This is a genomic window from Amycolatopsis viridis (assembly GCF_011758765.1).
GTDB classification, from domain to species: Bacteria; Actinomycetota; Actinomycetes; order Mycobacteriales; family Pseudonocardiaceae; genus Amycolatopsis_E; species Amycolatopsis_E viridis.
On record NZ_JAANOU010000001.1, the window covers coordinates 1,112,113 to 1,128,360 of the forward strand.

At 70.3% G+C, this 16,248-nt stretch carries 12 protein-coding genes, 1 tRNA gene and 1 pseudogene; 6 read left to right on the forward strand and 8 right to left on the reverse strand.

Annotated features, from left to right (window positions below; all coding sequences use genetic code 11):
- Nucleotides 1-260: 260 nt before the first annotated feature.
- Nucleotides 261-1,733 (reverse strand): S10 family peptidase, encoded by a 1,473-nt coding sequence (locus FHX46_RS05605; protein ID WP_167111269.1) that lies wholly within the window; start codon nt 1,731-1,733, stop codon nt 261-263.
- Here FHX46_RS05605 and FHX46_RS05610 point away from each other — a divergent pair.
- The 3 genes from FHX46_RS05610 (at nt 1,732) to FHX46_RS05620 (ending at nt 3,999) form a co-directional block, all read left to right on the forward strand.
- On the forward strand, nt 1,732-2,472 hold the full coding sequence (locus FHX46_RS05610; protein ID WP_167111271.1) for a uracil-DNA glycosylase: 741 nt from the start codon (nt 1,732-1,734) through the stop codon (nt 2,470-2,472). The genes FHX46_RS05605 and FHX46_RS05610 overlap by 2 nt on opposite strands.
- 85 nt (nt 2,473-2,557) lie before the next feature.
- Nucleotides 2,558-3,883: an NAD(P)/FAD-dependent oxidoreductase gene (locus FHX46_RS05615; protein WP_167111273.1), complete on the forward strand. Its 1,326-nt coding sequence runs from the start codon at nt 2,558-2,560 to the stop codon at nt 3,881-3,883.
- A gap of 42 nt (nt 3,884-3,925) precedes the next feature.
- A tRNA-Leu gene (locus tag FHX46_RS05620) sits at nt 3,926-3,999 on the forward strand.
- A 130-nt stretch (nt 4,000-4,129) separates the two neighbouring features.
- Here the strand turns inward: FHX46_RS05620 and FHX46_RS05625 are convergent.
- From FHX46_RS05625 to FHX46_RS05640, 4 genes are all read right to left on the reverse strand, one after another.
- Entirely contained in the window at nt 4,130-5,224 is a 1,095-nt protein-coding gene (locus FHX46_RS05625; protein ID WP_167111274.1) for a DUF3592 domain-containing protein, read from the reverse strand.
- A 700-nt stretch (nt 5,225-5,924) separates the two neighbouring features.
- Nucleotides 5,925-6,254, reverse strand: a complete 330-nt coding sequence (locus tag FHX46_RS05630; protein WP_167111276.1) for a hypothetical protein — start codon at nt 6,252-6,254, stop codon at nt 5,925-5,927.
- 128 nt (nt 6,255-6,382) lie between these two features.
- The gene (locus FHX46_RS05635; protein WP_313886036.1) at nt 6,383-7,105 is read right to left on the reverse strand and encodes a GAF and ANTAR domain-containing protein; all 723 of its coding nucleotides are present in this window, start codon (nt 7,103-7,105) and stop codon (nt 6,383-6,385) included.
- Nucleotides 7,106-7,163: 58 nt separating this feature from the next.
- Nucleotides 7,164-8,729, reverse strand: a complete 1,566-nt coding sequence (locus tag FHX46_RS05640; protein ID WP_167111278.1) for a putative glycoside hydrolase — start codon at nt 8,727-8,729, stop codon at nt 7,164-7,166.
- Between the two features lie 126 nt (nt 8,730-8,855).
- Here FHX46_RS05640 and FHX46_RS05645 point away from each other — a divergent pair, with 126 nt between their 5' ends.
- Both FHX46_RS05645 and lepB read left to right on the forward strand, forming a co-directional pair.
- Nucleotides 8,856-9,860, forward strand: a complete 1,005-nt coding sequence (locus FHX46_RS05645; protein ID WP_167111280.1) for a polysaccharide deacetylase family protein — start codon at nt 8,856-8,858, stop codon at nt 9,858-9,860.
- Nucleotides 9,861-9,887: 27 nt separating this feature from the next.
- A pseudogene (gene lepB, locus FHX46_RS05650) lies at nt 9,888-10,619 on the forward strand (signal peptidase I); the annotation flags it as partial.
- A gap of 2 nt (nt 10,620-10,621) precedes the next feature.
- On the opposite strand, the gene FHX46_RS05655 reads toward lepB, so the two are convergent.
- From FHX46_RS05655 to FHX46_RS05670, 3 genes are read right to left on the reverse strand one after another with little or no spacing between them, the layout of a single operon-like run.
- Nucleotides 10,622-11,212 carry a GTP-binding protein gene (locus FHX46_RS05655; RefSeq protein ID WP_167111282.1) on the reverse strand — a complete coding sequence of 197 codons (591 nt, stop codon included), beginning with the start codon at nt 11,210-11,212 and terminating at the stop codon, nt 10,622-10,624.
- Complete coding sequence (locus tag FHX46_RS05660) at nt 11,193-11,567, reverse strand: DUF742 domain-containing protein (protein WP_167121162.1); 375 nt, start codon at nt 11,565-11,567, stop codon at nt 11,193-11,195. Before FHX46_RS05660 ends, FHX46_RS05655 begins: the two co-directional genes overlap by 20 nt.
- Complete coding sequence (locus tag FHX46_RS05670) at nt 11,567-14,350, reverse strand: nitrate- and nitrite sensing domain-containing protein (protein ID WP_449224093.1); 2,784 nt, start codon at nt 14,348-14,350, stop codon at nt 11,567-11,569. The genes FHX46_RS05660 and FHX46_RS05670 overlap by 1 nt, the downstream gene beginning before the upstream one ends.
- A 604-nt stretch (nt 14,351-14,954) precedes the next feature.
- Here FHX46_RS05670 and FHX46_RS05675 point away from each other — a divergent pair.
- The gene (locus FHX46_RS05675; RefSeq protein WP_208400014.1) at nt 14,955-16,247 is read left to right on the forward strand and encodes an MFS transporter; all 1,293 of its coding nucleotides are present in this window, start codon (nt 14,955-14,957) and stop codon (nt 16,245-16,247) included.
- The last annotated feature ends 1 nt before the right edge of the window (nt 16,248 follow it).

A 16,248-nucleotide genomic window follows, 5' to 3' on the forward strand; every position in this document is an offset into this window, starting at 1 on the left:
GTTCCCGCCCGATCGGGTGACCCGGGGAACCCGGCCCGGCGCCGGCGCGACCCGCACTTCGGACGGCGCACGGCCGGCCAGGTCAACGGGAGGTAGCTGTGAACGCGGAGACGCCGGGCAACTGCAACTGCGGCAACTGCTGTGACTGCGGCGGTGAGTACGGCCGCAACTGACGCCGGCCGGCGGACGTGGTGCCAGCGGGCACCACGTCCGCCCTGCCACCCGTCGCTCCGGACGGATCGCAGCGCCGGACCCGGCGCCTACCGGTTCGAACTGGAGCGGACGAACTCCGCCAGGTCCTTCGACTGCTGGACACGGGACGGTTCGTGCACGTACATCATGTGCCCCGCCTCGTAGTAGGCCGACTCGATGTTGCTCCGCAGGTCGTCCGGGATCTGCAGGTGCGCCAGCACGTGTTCGGCCGCGTAGTACGGCGTCGCGCCGTCGTAGTAGCCGAGGGCGACGTGCACCTTCAGGTGCGGGTTGGCGCGCATCGCCGCGCTGAGCGCCTCCACCGCCGACACCGCGCGGCCCTCGAACTCCGAGTACGACCAGTTGCGCACCACGTCCATGGACAGCACCTCGTACGGCAGGTCGTTCTGGTAGCCCAGCTCCGAGCGGACGTAGTGGTTGAAGCCGGCCGAGTAGGCGCCGATGATCCGCGACACCGACGCGTCGTCGCTCATCAGTTCGCGCCCGCCGTCCGGCTCCCACGTGGTGAACCGGCCGTCCATCCGGCCGGTGGTCAGGCCGCGGTCCCGCAACAACTCGGTGAAGAACCGCACGTGCTCGATGCGCAGGCCGACGCGGTCCACATAGGACTCGTCGAGGCCGGTCAGCGATGCGAGCTTCCGCACCGCGGCCGCCTTTTCCTCCGGCGTGAGCCGTGCACCCCGCTGCAGCGCCCACGGCAGTTCACGCGCCGCGAACTCCTCGGCCTCGGCCAGCACGTCCGCCAGCTTCCGCTTGCCGTGCTTGCCGTGGTAGTGCGCGATCGCCGCGTAGGTCGGCACGAACAGCGGGTACGGCTGGTCGTTGCCCTCGGTGAACCGGATCGTGCCCATGTCCAGCACGCTCGAGATCAGCATCAGGCCGTTGAGGTAGAACCCGTGCCGCTCCTGCAGGTGACCGGCCAGCGCGGCGGCGCGCAGCGTGCCGTACGACTCGCCGGCCAGGTACTTGGGCGACAGCCAGCGGCCGTTGCGGGACGTCCACAGCCGGATGATCTCCGCGACTGCCTCCACGTCCGCCGTGAACCCGTGGAAGTCCTTGGGGCTCTCGCCCTTCTTCGGCCGCGAGTAGCCGGTGGACACCGGATCGATGAACACCAGGTCGCTGTGCACCAGCAGCGTCTCGGGGTTGTCGACGACCCGGTAGGGCGGCGGCTCGGGCGAGTCGACGTCACCGGACACCACCCGCCGCGGCCCGAGCACGCCCATGTGCAACCACACGCTGGCCGAGCCCGGCCCGCCGTTGAACGCGAACGTCACCGGCCGGGATCCCGGCTCCGCGCCGTCGAGCGTGTAGGAGGTGAGGAACACCTCGGCCTTGGCGGCGTGCCCGTCGAACTTGCCGTCGGTGTGCACCTCCTTGCGCAGCACGATCCGGCCGGTCTGGGCGGCGTAGGCCAGCTTGCGCCGCCTGACGGTGAGCGTGTGCTGGGTGGTGACGAGGTCGTCGCTCGGTTCGGGCGCGGCCTCGGTCTTCGTCTCCTCTTCGGGGGTTTCCGGCATGGTCGTCAACCTAGCGGAGCACACTGACGGCGTGCCCCGACCGAAGCCCCGCGCCCTGACCGAACTCGACGCCGCGGTCGCCGAGTGCCGCCGATGCCCGCGCCTGGTCGCGTGGCGGGAGGAGGTCGCCGCGACCAAACGCGCCGCGTTCGCGGACTGGACCTACTGGGGGCGGCCGGTGCCCGGGTTCGGCCCGGCGGACGCGTCGCTGGCGATCGTGGGGCTGGCGCCGGCCGCGCACGGCGCCAACCGGACCGGCCGGATGTTCACCGGCGACCGCTCCGGGGACTTCCTCTACCAGGCCCTCTACGACATCGGGCTGGCGTCGCAGCCGACGTCCACGCACCTCGGCGACGGCCTCGAGCTGCGCGGGGTGCGGATCACGGCGCCGGTCAAGTGCGCACCGCCGGCCAACAAGCCGCTGCCGTCGGAGCGGGACAACTGCCGGCCCTGGCTGGTGCGGGAGTTCGAGCTGTTACTTCCGACACTTCGCGCCGTGGTCGTACTCGGCGCGTTCGGCTGGCAGGCGCTGCTGCCGGTCGTCGCCCAGACCTGGACGGTGCCCCGACCGGCGCCGAAGTTCGGCCACGGCGCGCACTTCGTCCTGCCGGGGACCCCGGATCTCCACCTTTTTGGGTCATTTCACGTCTCGCAGCAGAACACTTTCACCGGACGCCTCACCCCGGCGATGCTGCGCGACGTGCTGAGCCGCGCGGCCGCGGTGGCGGGACTCCTCTGAATCGTTTCGCCCTGGACCGGCGACCCCCGTCACAGGTGACGAGGGTCTACGAGCGGCCCCGCAGTGGGGGTGGGAAGATGGGTGCATGGCCGCAGCGAAGTCGGAACCGACTCGGATCCTCATTCTGGGTGGCGGGTACGTCGGGCTTTACACCGCGTTGGGACTCCAGAAGAAGCTCCGCGCCAACGAAGCCTCCGTGACGATCGTCGACCCTCAGCCGCACATGACCTATCAGCCGTTCCTGCCGGAAGCGGCGGCTGGGGCCATCGAACCGCGCCACGTCGTGGTGCCGCTGCGGCGAGTGCTCAAGCGCTGCCACGTGCTCACGGCGCGGGTGAACAAGATCGAGCACGAGCGCAAGACCGTCACCGTGGAGGCCGCCGACGGCCACATCGAGCAGCTGAACTACGACGTGCTCGTGGTCGCGCTCGGCGCCGTCGCGCGGCTGCTGCCGATCCCCGGCCTCGCCGAGGAGGGCATCGGCATCAAGACCATCGGTGAGGCCATCTACCTGCGCAACCACGTGCTGACCAAGCTCGACCAGGCGGCCAGCACCCTCGACCCGGAGCTGCGCAAGCGCCTGCTGACGTTCACCGTCGTCGGTGGCGGCTTCGCGGGCATCGAGGCGCTCGCCGAGCTCGAGGACATGACCCGGTTCGCGACGCGGTACTACGAGAACATCGCACCGGAGGACATCCGGTGGGTGCTCGTCGAGGCCGCCGGCCGGATCCTGCCCGAGGTCCGCGAGACGCTCGGCGTGTGGACGGTCGAGCAGCTGGAGAAGCGCGGCATCGAGGTGTACCTGTCGACGGCGGCGAAGTCGTTCGAGAACGGGCACGTGGTGCTCTCCGACGGCACCGAGTTCGACAGCGACACGATCATCTGGACCGCCGGTGTGAAGGCCAACCCGGTGCTGGCCAACTCGGACCTGCCGATCGACAAGCGCGGCCGGGTCGAGGCGACGGCCGCCCTGCAGGTCGTGGGCCACCCGGACGTCTGGACCGCCGGGGACAACGCGGCCGTCCCGGACCTCTCGCGCACCGAGTCCGACCCGACGGCCACCTGCCCGCCCAACGCGCAGCACGCCGTCCGGCAGGCGCGGCACCTGGCGAACAACATCATCAAGGTGCTGCGCGGCGGCCAGCCGACGGACTACTTCCACAAGAACCTCGGCGCGGTGGCCGGCCTGGGCCTGCACAAGGGTGTCGCCGACGCGCTGAACATGAAGATCAAGGGCTTCCCGGCCTGGCTCTTCCACCGCGGCTACCACCTCAAGGCGATGCCCACCTTCAACCGCAAGGTGCGCATCCTGCTGGACTGGATGCTGGGCGGTCTGTTCCGCCGCGAGGTCGTGTCGCTGGGGCAGATCAACAACCCGAAGGAAGAGTTCACGCGGGCGTCGAAGTCCTGACCTCCGCTGGGGACGGAGGCACCGTTCGCTTAGGCTGGCGGTGCCCCCGTAGCCCAACCGGCAGAGGCAGTCGACTTAAAATCGATTCAGTGCGGGTTCGAACCCCGTCGGGGGCACTGAACCGCAGGTCAGTGGCTTGAGGTAGGGATCGTCATGATCATCTGCCCCACTTTTACCCCACTATTCCGCTGACCCTCACAAGATGTCCTCCAAGGCTGCGGCGTAAGGCGCTGCGCGCCGGGCCCTTCACGTGGTTGCCCGGCGGCGCCGGGAGGAGCGGCGGCGGGGGCGCGGAGGCGGGCGCAGCCGGTCTTCCGCCCGCACCGGGACCAGGTACGGGCGCTTGCCGTAGTCCCGCTCGACCAGCATGACCATCGGCCAGGCCTCGCCGCCGATCCAGGCTCGGCGCGGCTCGCCGGCGACGCGGCTGGCCCGGCGGATCGACACCACGCCGCCCAGTTCCATGGTGCTCCGGTCCGGGTAGGTCACGAAGATCCGTCCGACATCGTCGACCACGACCGAGGCCGGGTGCCAGCCGGTGCGCCGCACCGCCGCGTACCGCCGGAGCCAGCTCACCGACGCCACCCCGGCGATCAGGACACCGATCAGCCCGACCGGGAGCGGCACGCCGCCCAGCCATGTCTCGAAGTTGGTGAGGTTCTCGTCCTCGGGTGTGCGGACCCGCGCGGGATCCGCGGGATCGTAGATGACGGTGACGGGGTCGCCCACCGCGAGCAGCTTCGGCTCGTCGAGCTTGATCCTCGCCGTCCGGGACGTGTCGCCGAGCGGGTAGCGCACGTAGATCGACCAGCTGCCCTTGCCCGGTGTGTACGTTCCGACCACCGTGCCGGTGACCCTCGTCCCGTGGTCGAGCCGGTCCTGCGAGTCCCGCGTGAGCTGGCCGATCGCCACCCAGCCGATGACCAACGGCACGAGGAAGATCACGGCTATCGCGGCGTTCCGCGCCGCGAACAGCAGGACGCGCCTCGTCTGCAGGCCCATGATGGGGTCGGCGGGAGTGGACGGCAGCCACTTCACCGGTTCCACGGCCGGGCGGCCGGCCGCCCAGGCCGCCGCGACTCGCCGCCGCCGGTCTCGTGCCTGCTGGTGCCAGTAGCGAGCCTGCATCCCGATGACGACAGCGAGCGCGCCGACCAACACGGCGATAGCCGTAAAGATGCCCAGGTCGCGCGACACACCGCCCTCGACCACCCCGGCGATCGCGCCGGCGACGAACACGCACACCACGGCGGAGGCGAGCGTGCAAGCGGCAAGGAACCAGTTCCTGGTGCGCCGGAATCTTCGTACGTCGTCGTCCTGGCCGGGGTCGCCTAGATCCACAACTTCGACGTTACCGCGTTTTCACAACTGAAGTGCCACGTCAGCGGCCGGCGAAAGTCCGCCCGTACCAGGCCGGACAACTCGTCACCGGTCACCAGACGGTGACTGGATCGGGAAGGGCGAGCCTTCGGCGCCGCCGGGCGCACGATCGGCTGCGGCGACCGGGAAGCGCGTTCCGGCCGGGACGACGCTGTTCGTCGCGGTGCGGGTGGGCGGTGTGGCCGGGCGCCCGGTCCACCGGAGCGCGGACGGGCACCTGAACTCGGCCGGGGTCCGCCGGCCTTGCGCGCCTGCCGACTGTTCGTGCACGTCCGGCTGGAGGACTGCACCACGCCCCGGTCACGCGCGGCGAAGCTCACCCAGGCGCCACGGCGGCGCGAGGACTCGGACCTCAAGTCCTGCGGTTCACCGGCCAACCCACCGCCAGCAGGAGCAAACACAGCACCCGCAGGAGCAAACACGGCGCCCGCAGGAGCAAACACGGCGCGACGACCGGCGAACACGCCGGTGCGTCGGCGTGTTCGCCGCTCCCGGCGGCGTGTTGGCCCGTTCGGGCGGCGTGTTTGCCGGTGCGGGCGGCGTGTTGGCCGCTCGGGCGATGGGAACACAGCTGCTGGGGCGCGTCGGGCATCCCCCGCCCGGGTGAGGCCGAACGGAGGCGCCGCCGCAGGTCACGACCGCGACGGCGCCTCCCGGTCGCTCAGTGCCCGGCTTCCTGCTGCCGGTGGTGGCGTCCGCCGGGGCTGAGGTGGTGGCGCCACCGCGCCGGCCGGTTCGTCTCGTGGCGGTTGCCGGCTCGCGAACCGCTGCCCAGGACGTCCCCGGCGGCGACCAGGCGCTCCGCGCCGTCCGCGTCGGTCATCGGTACGAGCACCCCCGCCTTCGCATCCGTCCGGCACTTCCCGGACACGACACCCACGCGCACGGTCACCTTGTCCGGCCCGTCGTCGTGGCGGTCGAGGTACATCAGCCGTTCTCCGACGGGGAAGGAGTCCGCCTGCAGCTGGTGGTCGTGGGACGTGGTCGTCATCCGGTGCTCCCCTCGCATTTCGTTCCAACAGCGGGTACCGCCGGGGTCCGGAGCGGATGGTCCGCCGCCTGTTTGCCTCCTGGCGACGACGAACCGATGCTAACCGGCAACTGTGCGGAAAACGACCCTCAGTTCGGAGGGAACCGCACCGGATCACCACCGTCGACGATGGCCCGCGCGAGGTCGGCAACGCGCTGGTTGTGGTCGCGCGCGTACCGTCGCAAGCCCTCGAACGCCGTGTCCACACCGATCTTGTACCGCTCCGCGAGCATGCCCTTGGCCTGCTCGATGACGATCCGGCTGTCCAGTGCCGTCCGCAGTTGCTGCAGATCCCGTTGCTGGATCAGGCGGAGTGCCGCTGCGCGCGCAAGTGGACGTGCGGTGCGCTCGGCATCGCCACCGCAGTCGAACAGGCACAGCGCCCCGAACACGTCACCGCCCACCGCGATCGGCACCGTGTGGACCGAGGAGTAACCCGCTTCCGCGCAGGCGGCGGAGAACCGCGGCCACGGCCCGCCACTCGATGATCCACTGTGGAGGCACTCCGCGGCGGGACCTTCGCCGTGCTCGAGCTGGAACCGCACGAGTGCCGGCGCACTTCCCGTCCCGGCAACGATTTCCGGCCGATCCCCGGGAACACGCAGCAGCACCCCGGCGTCGCGCGCCGGCCCGAGGACCACTGCGCGCGCGGCGAGATCCTGCGCGAACCGGTTCGAGTCGAAGCCGTTCGTCTCGTGAGCCAGCAGTTCGAGCAGGGCGTCGGTCAGTTCGGTGCCCATGGGGTCGCCCTCCCGTGTCCAGGCGATACCCGCGGCGAGCACGCCGAGAACTAGGCCGAACGGGTGAACCACGGTGGGTCGTTGATCCACTCTGCACCGTGCTCGACCTGCGACTTCCGCTCGGATCGGGTCAGGGCGCCAGGTCCGCCGGGTCGTACTTGCAGGAGGCGTTCCACAGCAGGAACGAGTCGATGCCGTTCGCTCGCGCACCGTCCAGCTGCGCGCGGATCTGATCGCGTCCATAGTGGACCCGCATGCTGAACGCCTGGATCCACGGGATGATCACGCTCTGCGTCCCGGCTGCCTTCTCCGCGAACGCGGCCAGCGAGCGTTGCGTGATCTCGAGCGGCTGCGACTCCGGATCGGACACCCCGTACTCGCCGGAACCCCAGTGCGACGGGTAGATCATCGGCGCGATGTAGTCCACCTTGCGCGCCATTTCCGTGATGTCCTGCCCGATCTGCGTCGGCCGGCTGACCGCGATGCCGAACACCGACGCGCCCAGGTACGCGCCTTCCGCGCGCACCGCGTTGCGGCTCTCCGTCAGGAAGTCCGTGATCCCCTGCTCCGGGGTGCCGGTCAGGCCGGGGAAGCGCAGTTGCTCGATCGGCCCTTCGGGCCGCCGCACGTAGTCGTAGAGGATGTCGTCGAACCCGGCGCGCGCGGCCTCCGTCGCCAGCGCGATGTTGTAGTCCCGCACCTCGCGGTTGGCGAAGTTGGTGAACGCGTAGTCGCCGTACCCGCCGGCCCACGGCTGCCCAGCGGCGTTCTGCACGACCCGGTCGTGCTGCCCCGACTCCCAGGAAGCCCGGGCGAGGATCGGGTCCCGGAACGCCACCAGCCGCCCGACGACCCGGATGCCGGCGCGGTGCAGTTGTTCGACGACGCCGTTCAGGTCGTAGTAGTTCTTCGCGGCGCCGATCTCCTTCGCGAGCGGGACCTGGGAGGCGTATCCGACCTCGCCGCTCTCGTCCTTGATGTCCAGCTCGATCGTGTCGATCAGGCCGTTCCGGGCCATCTGCAGCACCGGGTCGCGCAGGGCCGGAGCGGTCCACGCCTGCCCGGACATGTGCACGGCCCGCATCCCCGGGTGCCGCGCGTGCACCGGGACCCGCCCCGCGGCGCGGTTCCCGGCCGCGTCCTGCGCGCCGATCTCGATCTTCGCCGGGGGAGTCGGGAGGGTCACGGTGAAGTTGCCGAACTCGTTGACCTTGACCTCTTCGCCCTGCACCGTGACCTTGTCCGCACCCTTCGCGGTGCCGCGCAGGGTGACCGGCTTGCGTGGATCGGTGATCTCGATCGGCTGGAAGGACAGCTCCGGCGGGGTGTTGTCGACGCTGAACCTCCGGGACACCTCGGCGTCGGGCAGGCCCGGCACCTCGTTCGGCAACCGCGCGAGGAGGGTGTGCGCCCCGTCGTCGATCTTCAGCGGCGGCAGGATCAGGCGGCTGCCGTCCCGGCGGGTGGCCAGCGACTGGTCGTCCAGCGTGACGACGACCCGGTCGAGATCGCTGTCCCGCGCTGCCGTCACCCGGATGGCGCGCAGCGACTCCGCGTTGGTCGTCACCCCGTCACCGAGTCCCTGGATGGCCAGCCCGAACGGGAGCGACTGCACCACGACCGGGGTCACGGCGACGGCCATCGTGGCGATGATGGTCACGAGGACCAGGACCGAGTTCTGCGACCGCGTCCCCATGTACCCCTCCAGCGCCGTGTGCCGAGCAGCGGACGCATTCCCCGGATCCGCGGGGTCACGCCTGAAAGCATCCCTTCGGGTTACACCCTGTTGCCTGTGTGCTACTCAGGGCGCACGTTGGAAGGCGTGACACCCAAACTGGCTTCCCTCGTCGCGGTCCTGTTCCTGCTCACGGCTTGCACGACGGTGGTGGACGGCCAGGCGCACGAGCAACGCGACGCCGGCCGGCAGCAGGCGGCGTTCGTGCCGGCGGCGCCGCCGCCCGCCGAGGTCGGGGCCAACGAGCTGGGCCAGGTGCCGGTGCTGATGTACCACCGGATCGTGGCCCAGCCCAAGTCGGTCTACGACCGCACGCCGGAGGATTTCCGGGCCGAGCTGGAGCGGCTCGACCGGGAGGGTTACGTGCCCGTCTCGGCCGCCGACTTCACCGCCCGCCGCCTGGACGTCCCGGCCGGCAAGCACCCGGTGGTGCTCACCTTCGACGACGGCGATCCCAGCCAGTTCACGCTCGGCCCGGACGGCGGCCCGGCTGCGGGGACCGCGGTGCGGATCCTGCTCGACTTCGCCGGGACCCACCCGCAGTTCCGCCCGGTGGCCACGTTCTACGTCAACGCCGAGCCGTTCGGCGACCCCGGTGGCACCCGCACCATCCCGTGGCTGCTGGACCACGGGTTCGACGTCGGCAACCACACGATGACCCACGCGAACCTGCGCTCGGCGGGGGAGAGCGCCGTGCAGAGCGAGATCGGGGACCTCGACGCCCTGATCCGCCGGGCGGCACCACAGGCCGCCCCGGCGACCATCGCGCTGCCGTTCGGCATCCACCCGCGGCCCAAGGAACTGGCGCTGGACGGCCCCGGCTACCACTACCGGGGGGCCTTCCTGGTCGGGTCGAACCCGTCGCCGTCGCCCTACACCGCCCGTTTCGACCCGCTCGACATCCCGCGCATCCGCTCGCAGGGGCCGACGGGCGACGAGGCCGAATACGGTTCCTCGGTGTGGCTGGACAAGCTCGCCAGGAACCGCGCCGGTCTGTACACGTCGGACGGTGACCCGGCGCGGATCTCCTACCCGAAGTCGGACACCGACGACGTGGCGGCCGAGTTCCGCGGTCAGGTCAACGCCTACTAACGATCACATCACGCTAGGCTGACCCGCGTGACGGACCCGGAGACCCCCGCGGCGGGGGAAGAACACCCAGGCCACGAGGACGGCGCCCGGCCGGGAAAGCGGGCCCGGAAGAAGCGCTCGTTCTGGGTCGAACTGCCGATCCTGCTCGTCGTGGCGCTCGCGCTGGCGTTCGTGTTCCAGCACTTCCTGGGGCGGGTCTACACGATTCCGTCGCGCTCGATGGAGGCCACGCTGCACGGCTGCGAGGGGTGCTACGGCGACAAGGTCCTCGTCGACAAGATCACCTTCGACTTCACCAGCCCCGCACAAGGTGACGTCGTGGTGTTCAAGGGCCCCGACGGCTGGGTGGCGAACGAGGCGTCCACCGAGCGCTCGGACAACGCGGTGCTGCGATTCCTGCAGAACGTCGGATCGCCGTTCGGATTGGCGCCGCCGGACGAGCAGGACTTCGTGAAGCGGATCATCGCGACCGGTGGCCAGACCGTCCAGTGCTGCGACGACCGCAACCGGGTCCTGGTGGACGGCAAGCCGCTGGACGAGCCGTACCTGCACTGGGAGAACCCCGCTCGCCAGTGGCAAGATTCGTTCCCGCCGGTCCGGGTTCCGGACGGCTACGTCTGGGTCATGGGCGACAACCGCAACAACTCGTGCGACTCACGCTGCGAACCGCACGACGGGCCCAGGGGCGTCGTCCCGGTGGACAACATCATCGGCAAGGTCCGCTTGATCGTGCTCCCGCCCAGCCGGTGGGGCACCGTCCACTAGCGATGGGCCGGCGCCGCCTGTGCCATGAGGTGTTGCAGGAGGATCACCAGCACCTGCTTGGTGGATTCGCGGTCCCGCGCGTCGCACAACAGGATCGGGACGCTGCCGTCCAGTTCGAGCGCCGCGCGGACCTCCTCGGTGCCGTACCGGTGGGCGTTGTCGAAGCAGTTGACCGCCACCACGAACGGCAGACCGCGGCGCTCGAAGAAATCCACGGCCGGGAAGCAGCTCTCCAGCCGGCGCGTGTCGGCCAGCACCACGGCGCCCAGCGCGCCCTGCGCGAGCTCGTCCCACATGAACCAGAACCGGTCCTGCCCCGGTGTGCCGAACAGGTAGAGGATCAGCTCCGGGTTGATCGTGATGCGGCCGAAGTCCAGTGCCACGGTCGTGGTGGTCTTCCGCTCCACGCCGGTCAGGTCGTCCACCCCGGCGGACGCCTGGGTGATCGACTCCTCGGTGCGCAGCGGGGAGATCTCGCTCACCGAGCCGACCATGGTGGTCTTGCCGACCCCGAAGCCGCCGGCGATCAGCAGCTTCACCACGGTGGCGGTGACGTTCCGCCGGGGTTCAGAGCCTGCGGATGCCATCGAGAACCGCCTGGAGTACGTGTTGGTCCGGGGTGTCGGAGGGGGGCTGGGACGTCCGGTAGATCACCTGACCGCGCTCGATCAGGTCGGCCAGCAGCACCTTCACGATCGGCACCGGCAGGTCCAGGTGCGCCGCGACCTCGGCGACCGACAGCGGCCGCTGGCACAACCGCACGATCCGGGCGTACTCCGGCGCCATCGTCGCGGCCTCGGCCGGAGCGGGCAGCGCCACCACGAGCGACAGCAGCTGCAGGTCGAGGTCGCCGGCGCGGGTGCGGCCGCCGGTGATCGTGTACGGCCGGGCGATCGGACCGGCCGCGTCATCGAACCAGGTGTCGTCGTCCCGCGAGGTCATCATGGTGCACTTTGCGGTTCAACCCGTGGCGCGGCGCTCAGCGCGGCACCGACCCGCTTGACCATCGTGTTCATCGCGTACGCGACCAGACCCATGTCGACGTCCTCGGCGGTCAGCAGCGCGAGGCAGGCACCCTGCCCGGCGGCGGTGACGAACAGGAACGCGTGCTCCATCTCGACGATGGTCTGGCGCACCGCGCCGCCGCCGAAGTGGCGCCCGGTTCCCTTGGCGAGGCTCTGGAACGCCGACGCGACCGCCGACAGGTGCTCACCGTCCTCTTCGGACAGGTTGGTGGACCTGCCGACGAGCAGGCCGTCGGCCGACAGCACGACGGCCCGGTCCGCGCCGACCACCTGCTGGAGGAGGTCGTCGAGGAGCCAGTCCAGCTCGTTGATTCCCGCGTGCGTCACGTGTGTTCTCCCCAGAACGTCGGTGGTGCTCGAATCCTGTTCGCGAGCGCGGCGAGTGCCCTGCTGGAACGCCGAGAGCCTGCTACGGGCCTGCTCGGGGCTGTCGGCGGGCACCGGGCTGTGGGCGGTGGTGGTGCGCGTCGTGGCCGGCTCGTCCTTCCTCAACTGCGGGGCCAGGTTCTGCTGCCGCCGGCGGCGCGGTAGCGGCGGGCGGTCGGGCGGGATCGGTCCGGCGTGCTGCGCTCGGACCTGCGGTGGCCGGGTGTCGACCGGAACGCGCTGGTCCAGCGGCGGACGTGCCGGAGCCTGCGGGCGCTGCGGCGGTGTGTGCTGCTGTGTTGTGTGCTGCTGGGGTTCGGTGGCGGCGACCGGAACGGTGGGGCGGAACAGGTCCCCTCGGGTATCCGCGTGCCGGCCCGGTGCGGGTGGCTCGGGCGGGGTAGCGGTCTCCGCCGGCCAGTGGTGGGCGGGCGCGGCCTGCGCCGGGACCGCCGTGTCCGCGAGCGGCCTCTCCTCGGGCAGCGGGGCGAGCAGTTCGGACCGGACGAGCACGATCGCGCGGGTGCCCCCGTAGGCGGACTCCCGCAGCGTGACCGAAATCCCGTGCCGGGCGGCCAGGCGCGCGACCACGAACAGGCCGAGACGCGGTTCCGCGGACAGCGCCATCACGCTGAAGTCCGGGGGCTCCCGCAGCATCGCGTTGAGCCGTTCGGCCTGCTCCGGCTCGATGCCCAGGCCCTGGTCCTCGATCTCGACGACCACGCCCCTGCCCACGACGTCGCCGAACACCTCGACCCGTGAGCTCGGCGGCGAGAACGAGGTGGCGTTGTCCAGCAGCTCGGCGAGCAGGTGCACCAGGTCGGCCACGACCGGGCCGGCAACCGCGACCTCGGGCAGCCTGCCGACGCTGACGCGCGCGTAATCCTCGGTCTCGCCGGTGGCGCCGCGCACCAGTTCGGCCAGTGCGACCGGGTTGCGCCACTGCCGTCCCGGCCGCTCGCCACCGAGGATGATCAGGTTCTCCGCGTTGCGGCGGGCTCGCGTGGACAGGTGGTCCAGGCGGAACAGCACGTCCAGCTGGTCCGGGTCCTCCTGCTTGCGCTCGGCCTCGTCGAGCGCCTTGAGCTGCCGGTGCACCAGCACCTGACTGCGGTGCGCGATGTTGAGGAAGACCTTCTTGGTGCCTTCCCGCGTCTTGGCTTCGTCCACGGCCGCGGCGATCGCCGTCTGCTGCGCCTTGTTGAAGGCGTCGGCGACCTGGCCGATCTCGTCGTCGCCGTGGTCCAGCAGCGCCACCTCGGAGTCGAGGTCGACGGCCTCACCGGACCGCACGCGCTCGACCAGCCGCGGGAGCTGCGTCTCGGCGGCCTCCAGGGTCTCCGCGCGCAGGCGCCGAAGCCGCCGGATCAGCCCGCCGGACAGGCGCCGGGCGACGAGGAACACCGCGAGCGACACGATCAGCGCGGCGGCGCCGGCGATGATCGAGGTGACCAGCGTGCGGTTCCCGTTGTCCAGGCCGATCTGGGTCGCGTTGGAACTCTGCTCGATGTAGAGGCTCATCAACGCGTTCCCGACCTGGGTCGCGGCGTCCCGCCACTGCGTCTCGGGGACCGGCAGCGCGCTCTGGTTGCCGTGCAGGAATGCGCTTTCCACCGCGCTGAGCGTCGTCCAGGCGGGACTGGCGAGCAGCGCGTCGTACTTGGCCCGCACCGACGGGATCATCTGCGGCGCGGCCACCTCCAGTTCGGCGTGGTAGGCGCCGATCTGGCCGATGTAGGTGCGGAACTCCTCCTCGGACAGGCCGCGGCCGGCGATGCCCGCCGCCGCCAGCGCGTCCCCGCGGGACATCGCGTCGGCCGCGGTGAACAGCGGCATCGCGGTGACCCGGAGGAACGCGGTCCGGGCGTCCGGCGCACCTTCGGCCACGCCGTTGAGCCCGTTGGCGAACTCGTCGATGATGCGGTTGTAGAAGGTGTAGGCGTCGAGCGGGGTGGCTTGCCTGCTGTCCACGCGCTGCCGCATCCCAGGCAGCTGCGCGAAGTTCGCGCTGGTCCTGGCGATGCTCTGACGCACCGGCTCGGGTGCGTCGCCGACCATGTCCTGCAGCACGGAGGCCATGCGGGCGGCGGTGGCGTCGGTTCTGGCGCGCGCCTGGAGAAGGTCCGCGCCGGGTGCGCTGTTGCTCGCCACGGTGCGCAGGGTCAGCACCCGTTCGGCGCGCACCGCACCGAAGAAGAGGGCGCCCGGCTCGGCCGAGTCGTGCACCTTGGTCGCGAACTCGCGTGCGTTGACCGCCTGCACGACCAGGTAACCCGCGAGCGCCACGCCCGCGAGCAGCAGGGCGACGCTGGGCACGATCGCGATCGCGAGCACCCTCGACCGGATCGAAGCACGCCGCCTACGTGTTCCGAATACCTTTTCCAACGCTCTGAGGAGCCTTCCCGCAACTCGATGTGATGGCCTCGGCCCCCGGACCGGAGTTTGACACCGTGCACACGAACCACGAGGGGTCGTGCGACCGGGAGAGTGAACCAGTCCGGACAAGTACGAGTCAACTTCACGTTCCGTCCGCAATCGACGCCGCACCGTGGAGAAGTCGTTCACTGCCCGGGGTTGTCGCCGCGGGATAAGTTCTTGTTACCGCCCGCGCCGCCGGATGGTCCGGGCGATTGCTCCGGATGGCCGTAGCCTCCGGGATCAGCGGCTTTCTTCGGGGCGTTCCGCACCGTGATCGCTCCGGTACCGCCGTGCCGAACCGGATTCCAGCGACTGGCCCCCCAGCGCGTGCCCCCGGTCCCGGCCGGCCGCGCTGTTGATCAGCTGTGGCCCGGTTCACGGGGTGTCGCCGGCGGCGGACGCTGCCCGTCCGGCCGAACCTGGTTCGCCGCTGCCGGATCTGCCGGAATGGTGCGGACGGGCCTCTTCATCCGGTTTCTTCGGGTGGTTTCCCGGCAATTCCGGTGCGAGGATCCCGGATATGGCGAAACAGCCTCTGACCACGGATCAGCGGAACTCGTTCCTGGCCGCCGTGCTCGGCTGGACGATGGACGCTTTCGACTATTTCATCGTCGTGTTCGTTTACGCCGACATCGCGAAAACCTTCGGTATGGGAAAGTCCGAGGTCGCGTTCATCACCACCGCGACGCTGATCATGCGTCCGGTGGGAGCGCTGATCTTCGGCCTCTGGGCGGACCGGGTGGGCCGTCGTGTTCCCTTGATGGTGGATGTCGCTTTTTACTCCGTTGTCGGTTTTGCCTGTGCCTTCGCGCCGAACTTCACAGTGCTGCTCGTTCTGCGGATGCTGTACGGCATCGGAATGGGCGGCGAATGGGGACTGGGCGCTGCGCTGGCGATGGAGAAGATCCCGGTCGCCCGCCGCGGGTTCTTCTCCGGGGTCTTGCAGGAGGGCTACTCCTTCGGATACCTGCTGGCCTCCCTGGCCTCGCTGGTCGTGCTGCACTGGGCCGGACTGTCCTGGCGGTGGCTGTTCGGGCTGAGCATCGTCCCCGCGCTGATCAGCCTGATCATCCGGTCGCGGGTCAAGGAGTCCGAGGCGTGGGAGCGCGCCCAGCAGCGGATGCGCGTGACCCGCACCTCGATCCGCGACATCCTGCTCGACCCGAAGATCATCCGCCGGTTCGTCTACCTGGTCCTGCTGATGACCGCGTTCAACTGGATGAGCCACGGAACGCAGGACGTCTACCCGACCTTCCTGTCCGCCCACACCAACGGCGGTGCCGGGTTGTCCAGCACCACCGCCACCTGGATCGCGGTCATCTACAACATCGGCGCGATCATCGGCGGGCTGATCTTCGGGTCGCTGTCCGAACGGTTCGGCCGCCGGCACACGATCGCGTTCTGCGCGGTGCTGGCGCTACCCATCGTGCCGCTGTTCGCGTTCTCGAGGACCGCCGCGCTGCTGTGCCTCGGGTCGTTCCTGATGCAGGTCATGGTGCAGGGCGCCTGGGGTGTGATCCCCGCGCACCTCACGGAGATGTCGCCGGACGCGATCCGCGGGTTCTACCCGGGCGTGACCTACCAGCTCGGCAACTGCCTGGCGGCGTTCAACCTGCCGATCCAGGAGGCTCTCGCGTCCACGCACGGGTATCCGTTCGCCCTGGCCGCGACGATCGTCCCGGTGCTGGTCGTCGTCACGGTGCTGACCCTGGTGGGCAAGGAGGCCAAGGGCATCGCGTTCGGCGCCGGCGGCGCGGACGTGCCCGCGCACGGGCCGGCGCTCGGTGCGGACGGCGAAGGCCGCCGAAGCTGAC

Bases quoted from the DNA above. Each gene is read 5' to 3' on its own strand.
- FHX46_RS05610 (WP_167111271.1), top strand. From the start codon at position 1,732: ATGGTCGTCAACCTAGCGGAGCACACTGACGGCGTGCCCCGACCGAAG.
- FHX46_RS05630 (WP_167111276.1), bottom strand. From the start codon at position 6,254: ATGACGACCACGTCCCACGACCACCAGCTGCAGGCGGACTCCTTCCCC.
- FHX46_RS05655 (WP_167111282.1), bottom strand. From the start codon at position 11,212: ATGGCATCCGCAGGCTCTGAACCCCGGCGGAACGTCACCGCCACCGTG.
- FHX46_RS05615 (WP_167111273.1), top strand. From the start codon at position 2,558: ATGGCCGCAGCGAAGTCGGAACCGACTCGGATCCTCATTCTGGGTGGC.
- FHX46_RS05675 (WP_208400014.1), top strand. From the start codon at position 14,955: ATGGCGAAACAGCCTCTGACCACGGATCAGCGGAACTCGTTCCTGGCC.
- FHX46_RS05605 (WP_167111269.1), bottom strand. From the start codon at position 1,733: ATGCCGGAAACCCCCGAAGAGGAGACGAAGACCGAGGCCGCGCCCGAA.
- FHX46_RS05660 (WP_167121162.1), bottom strand. From the start codon at position 11,567: ATGACCTCGCGGGACGACGACACCTGGTTCGATGACGCGGCCGGTCCG.
- FHX46_RS05640 (WP_167111278.1), bottom strand. From the start codon at position 8,729: ATGGGGACGCGGTCGCAGAACTCGGTCCTGGTCCTCGTGACCATCATC.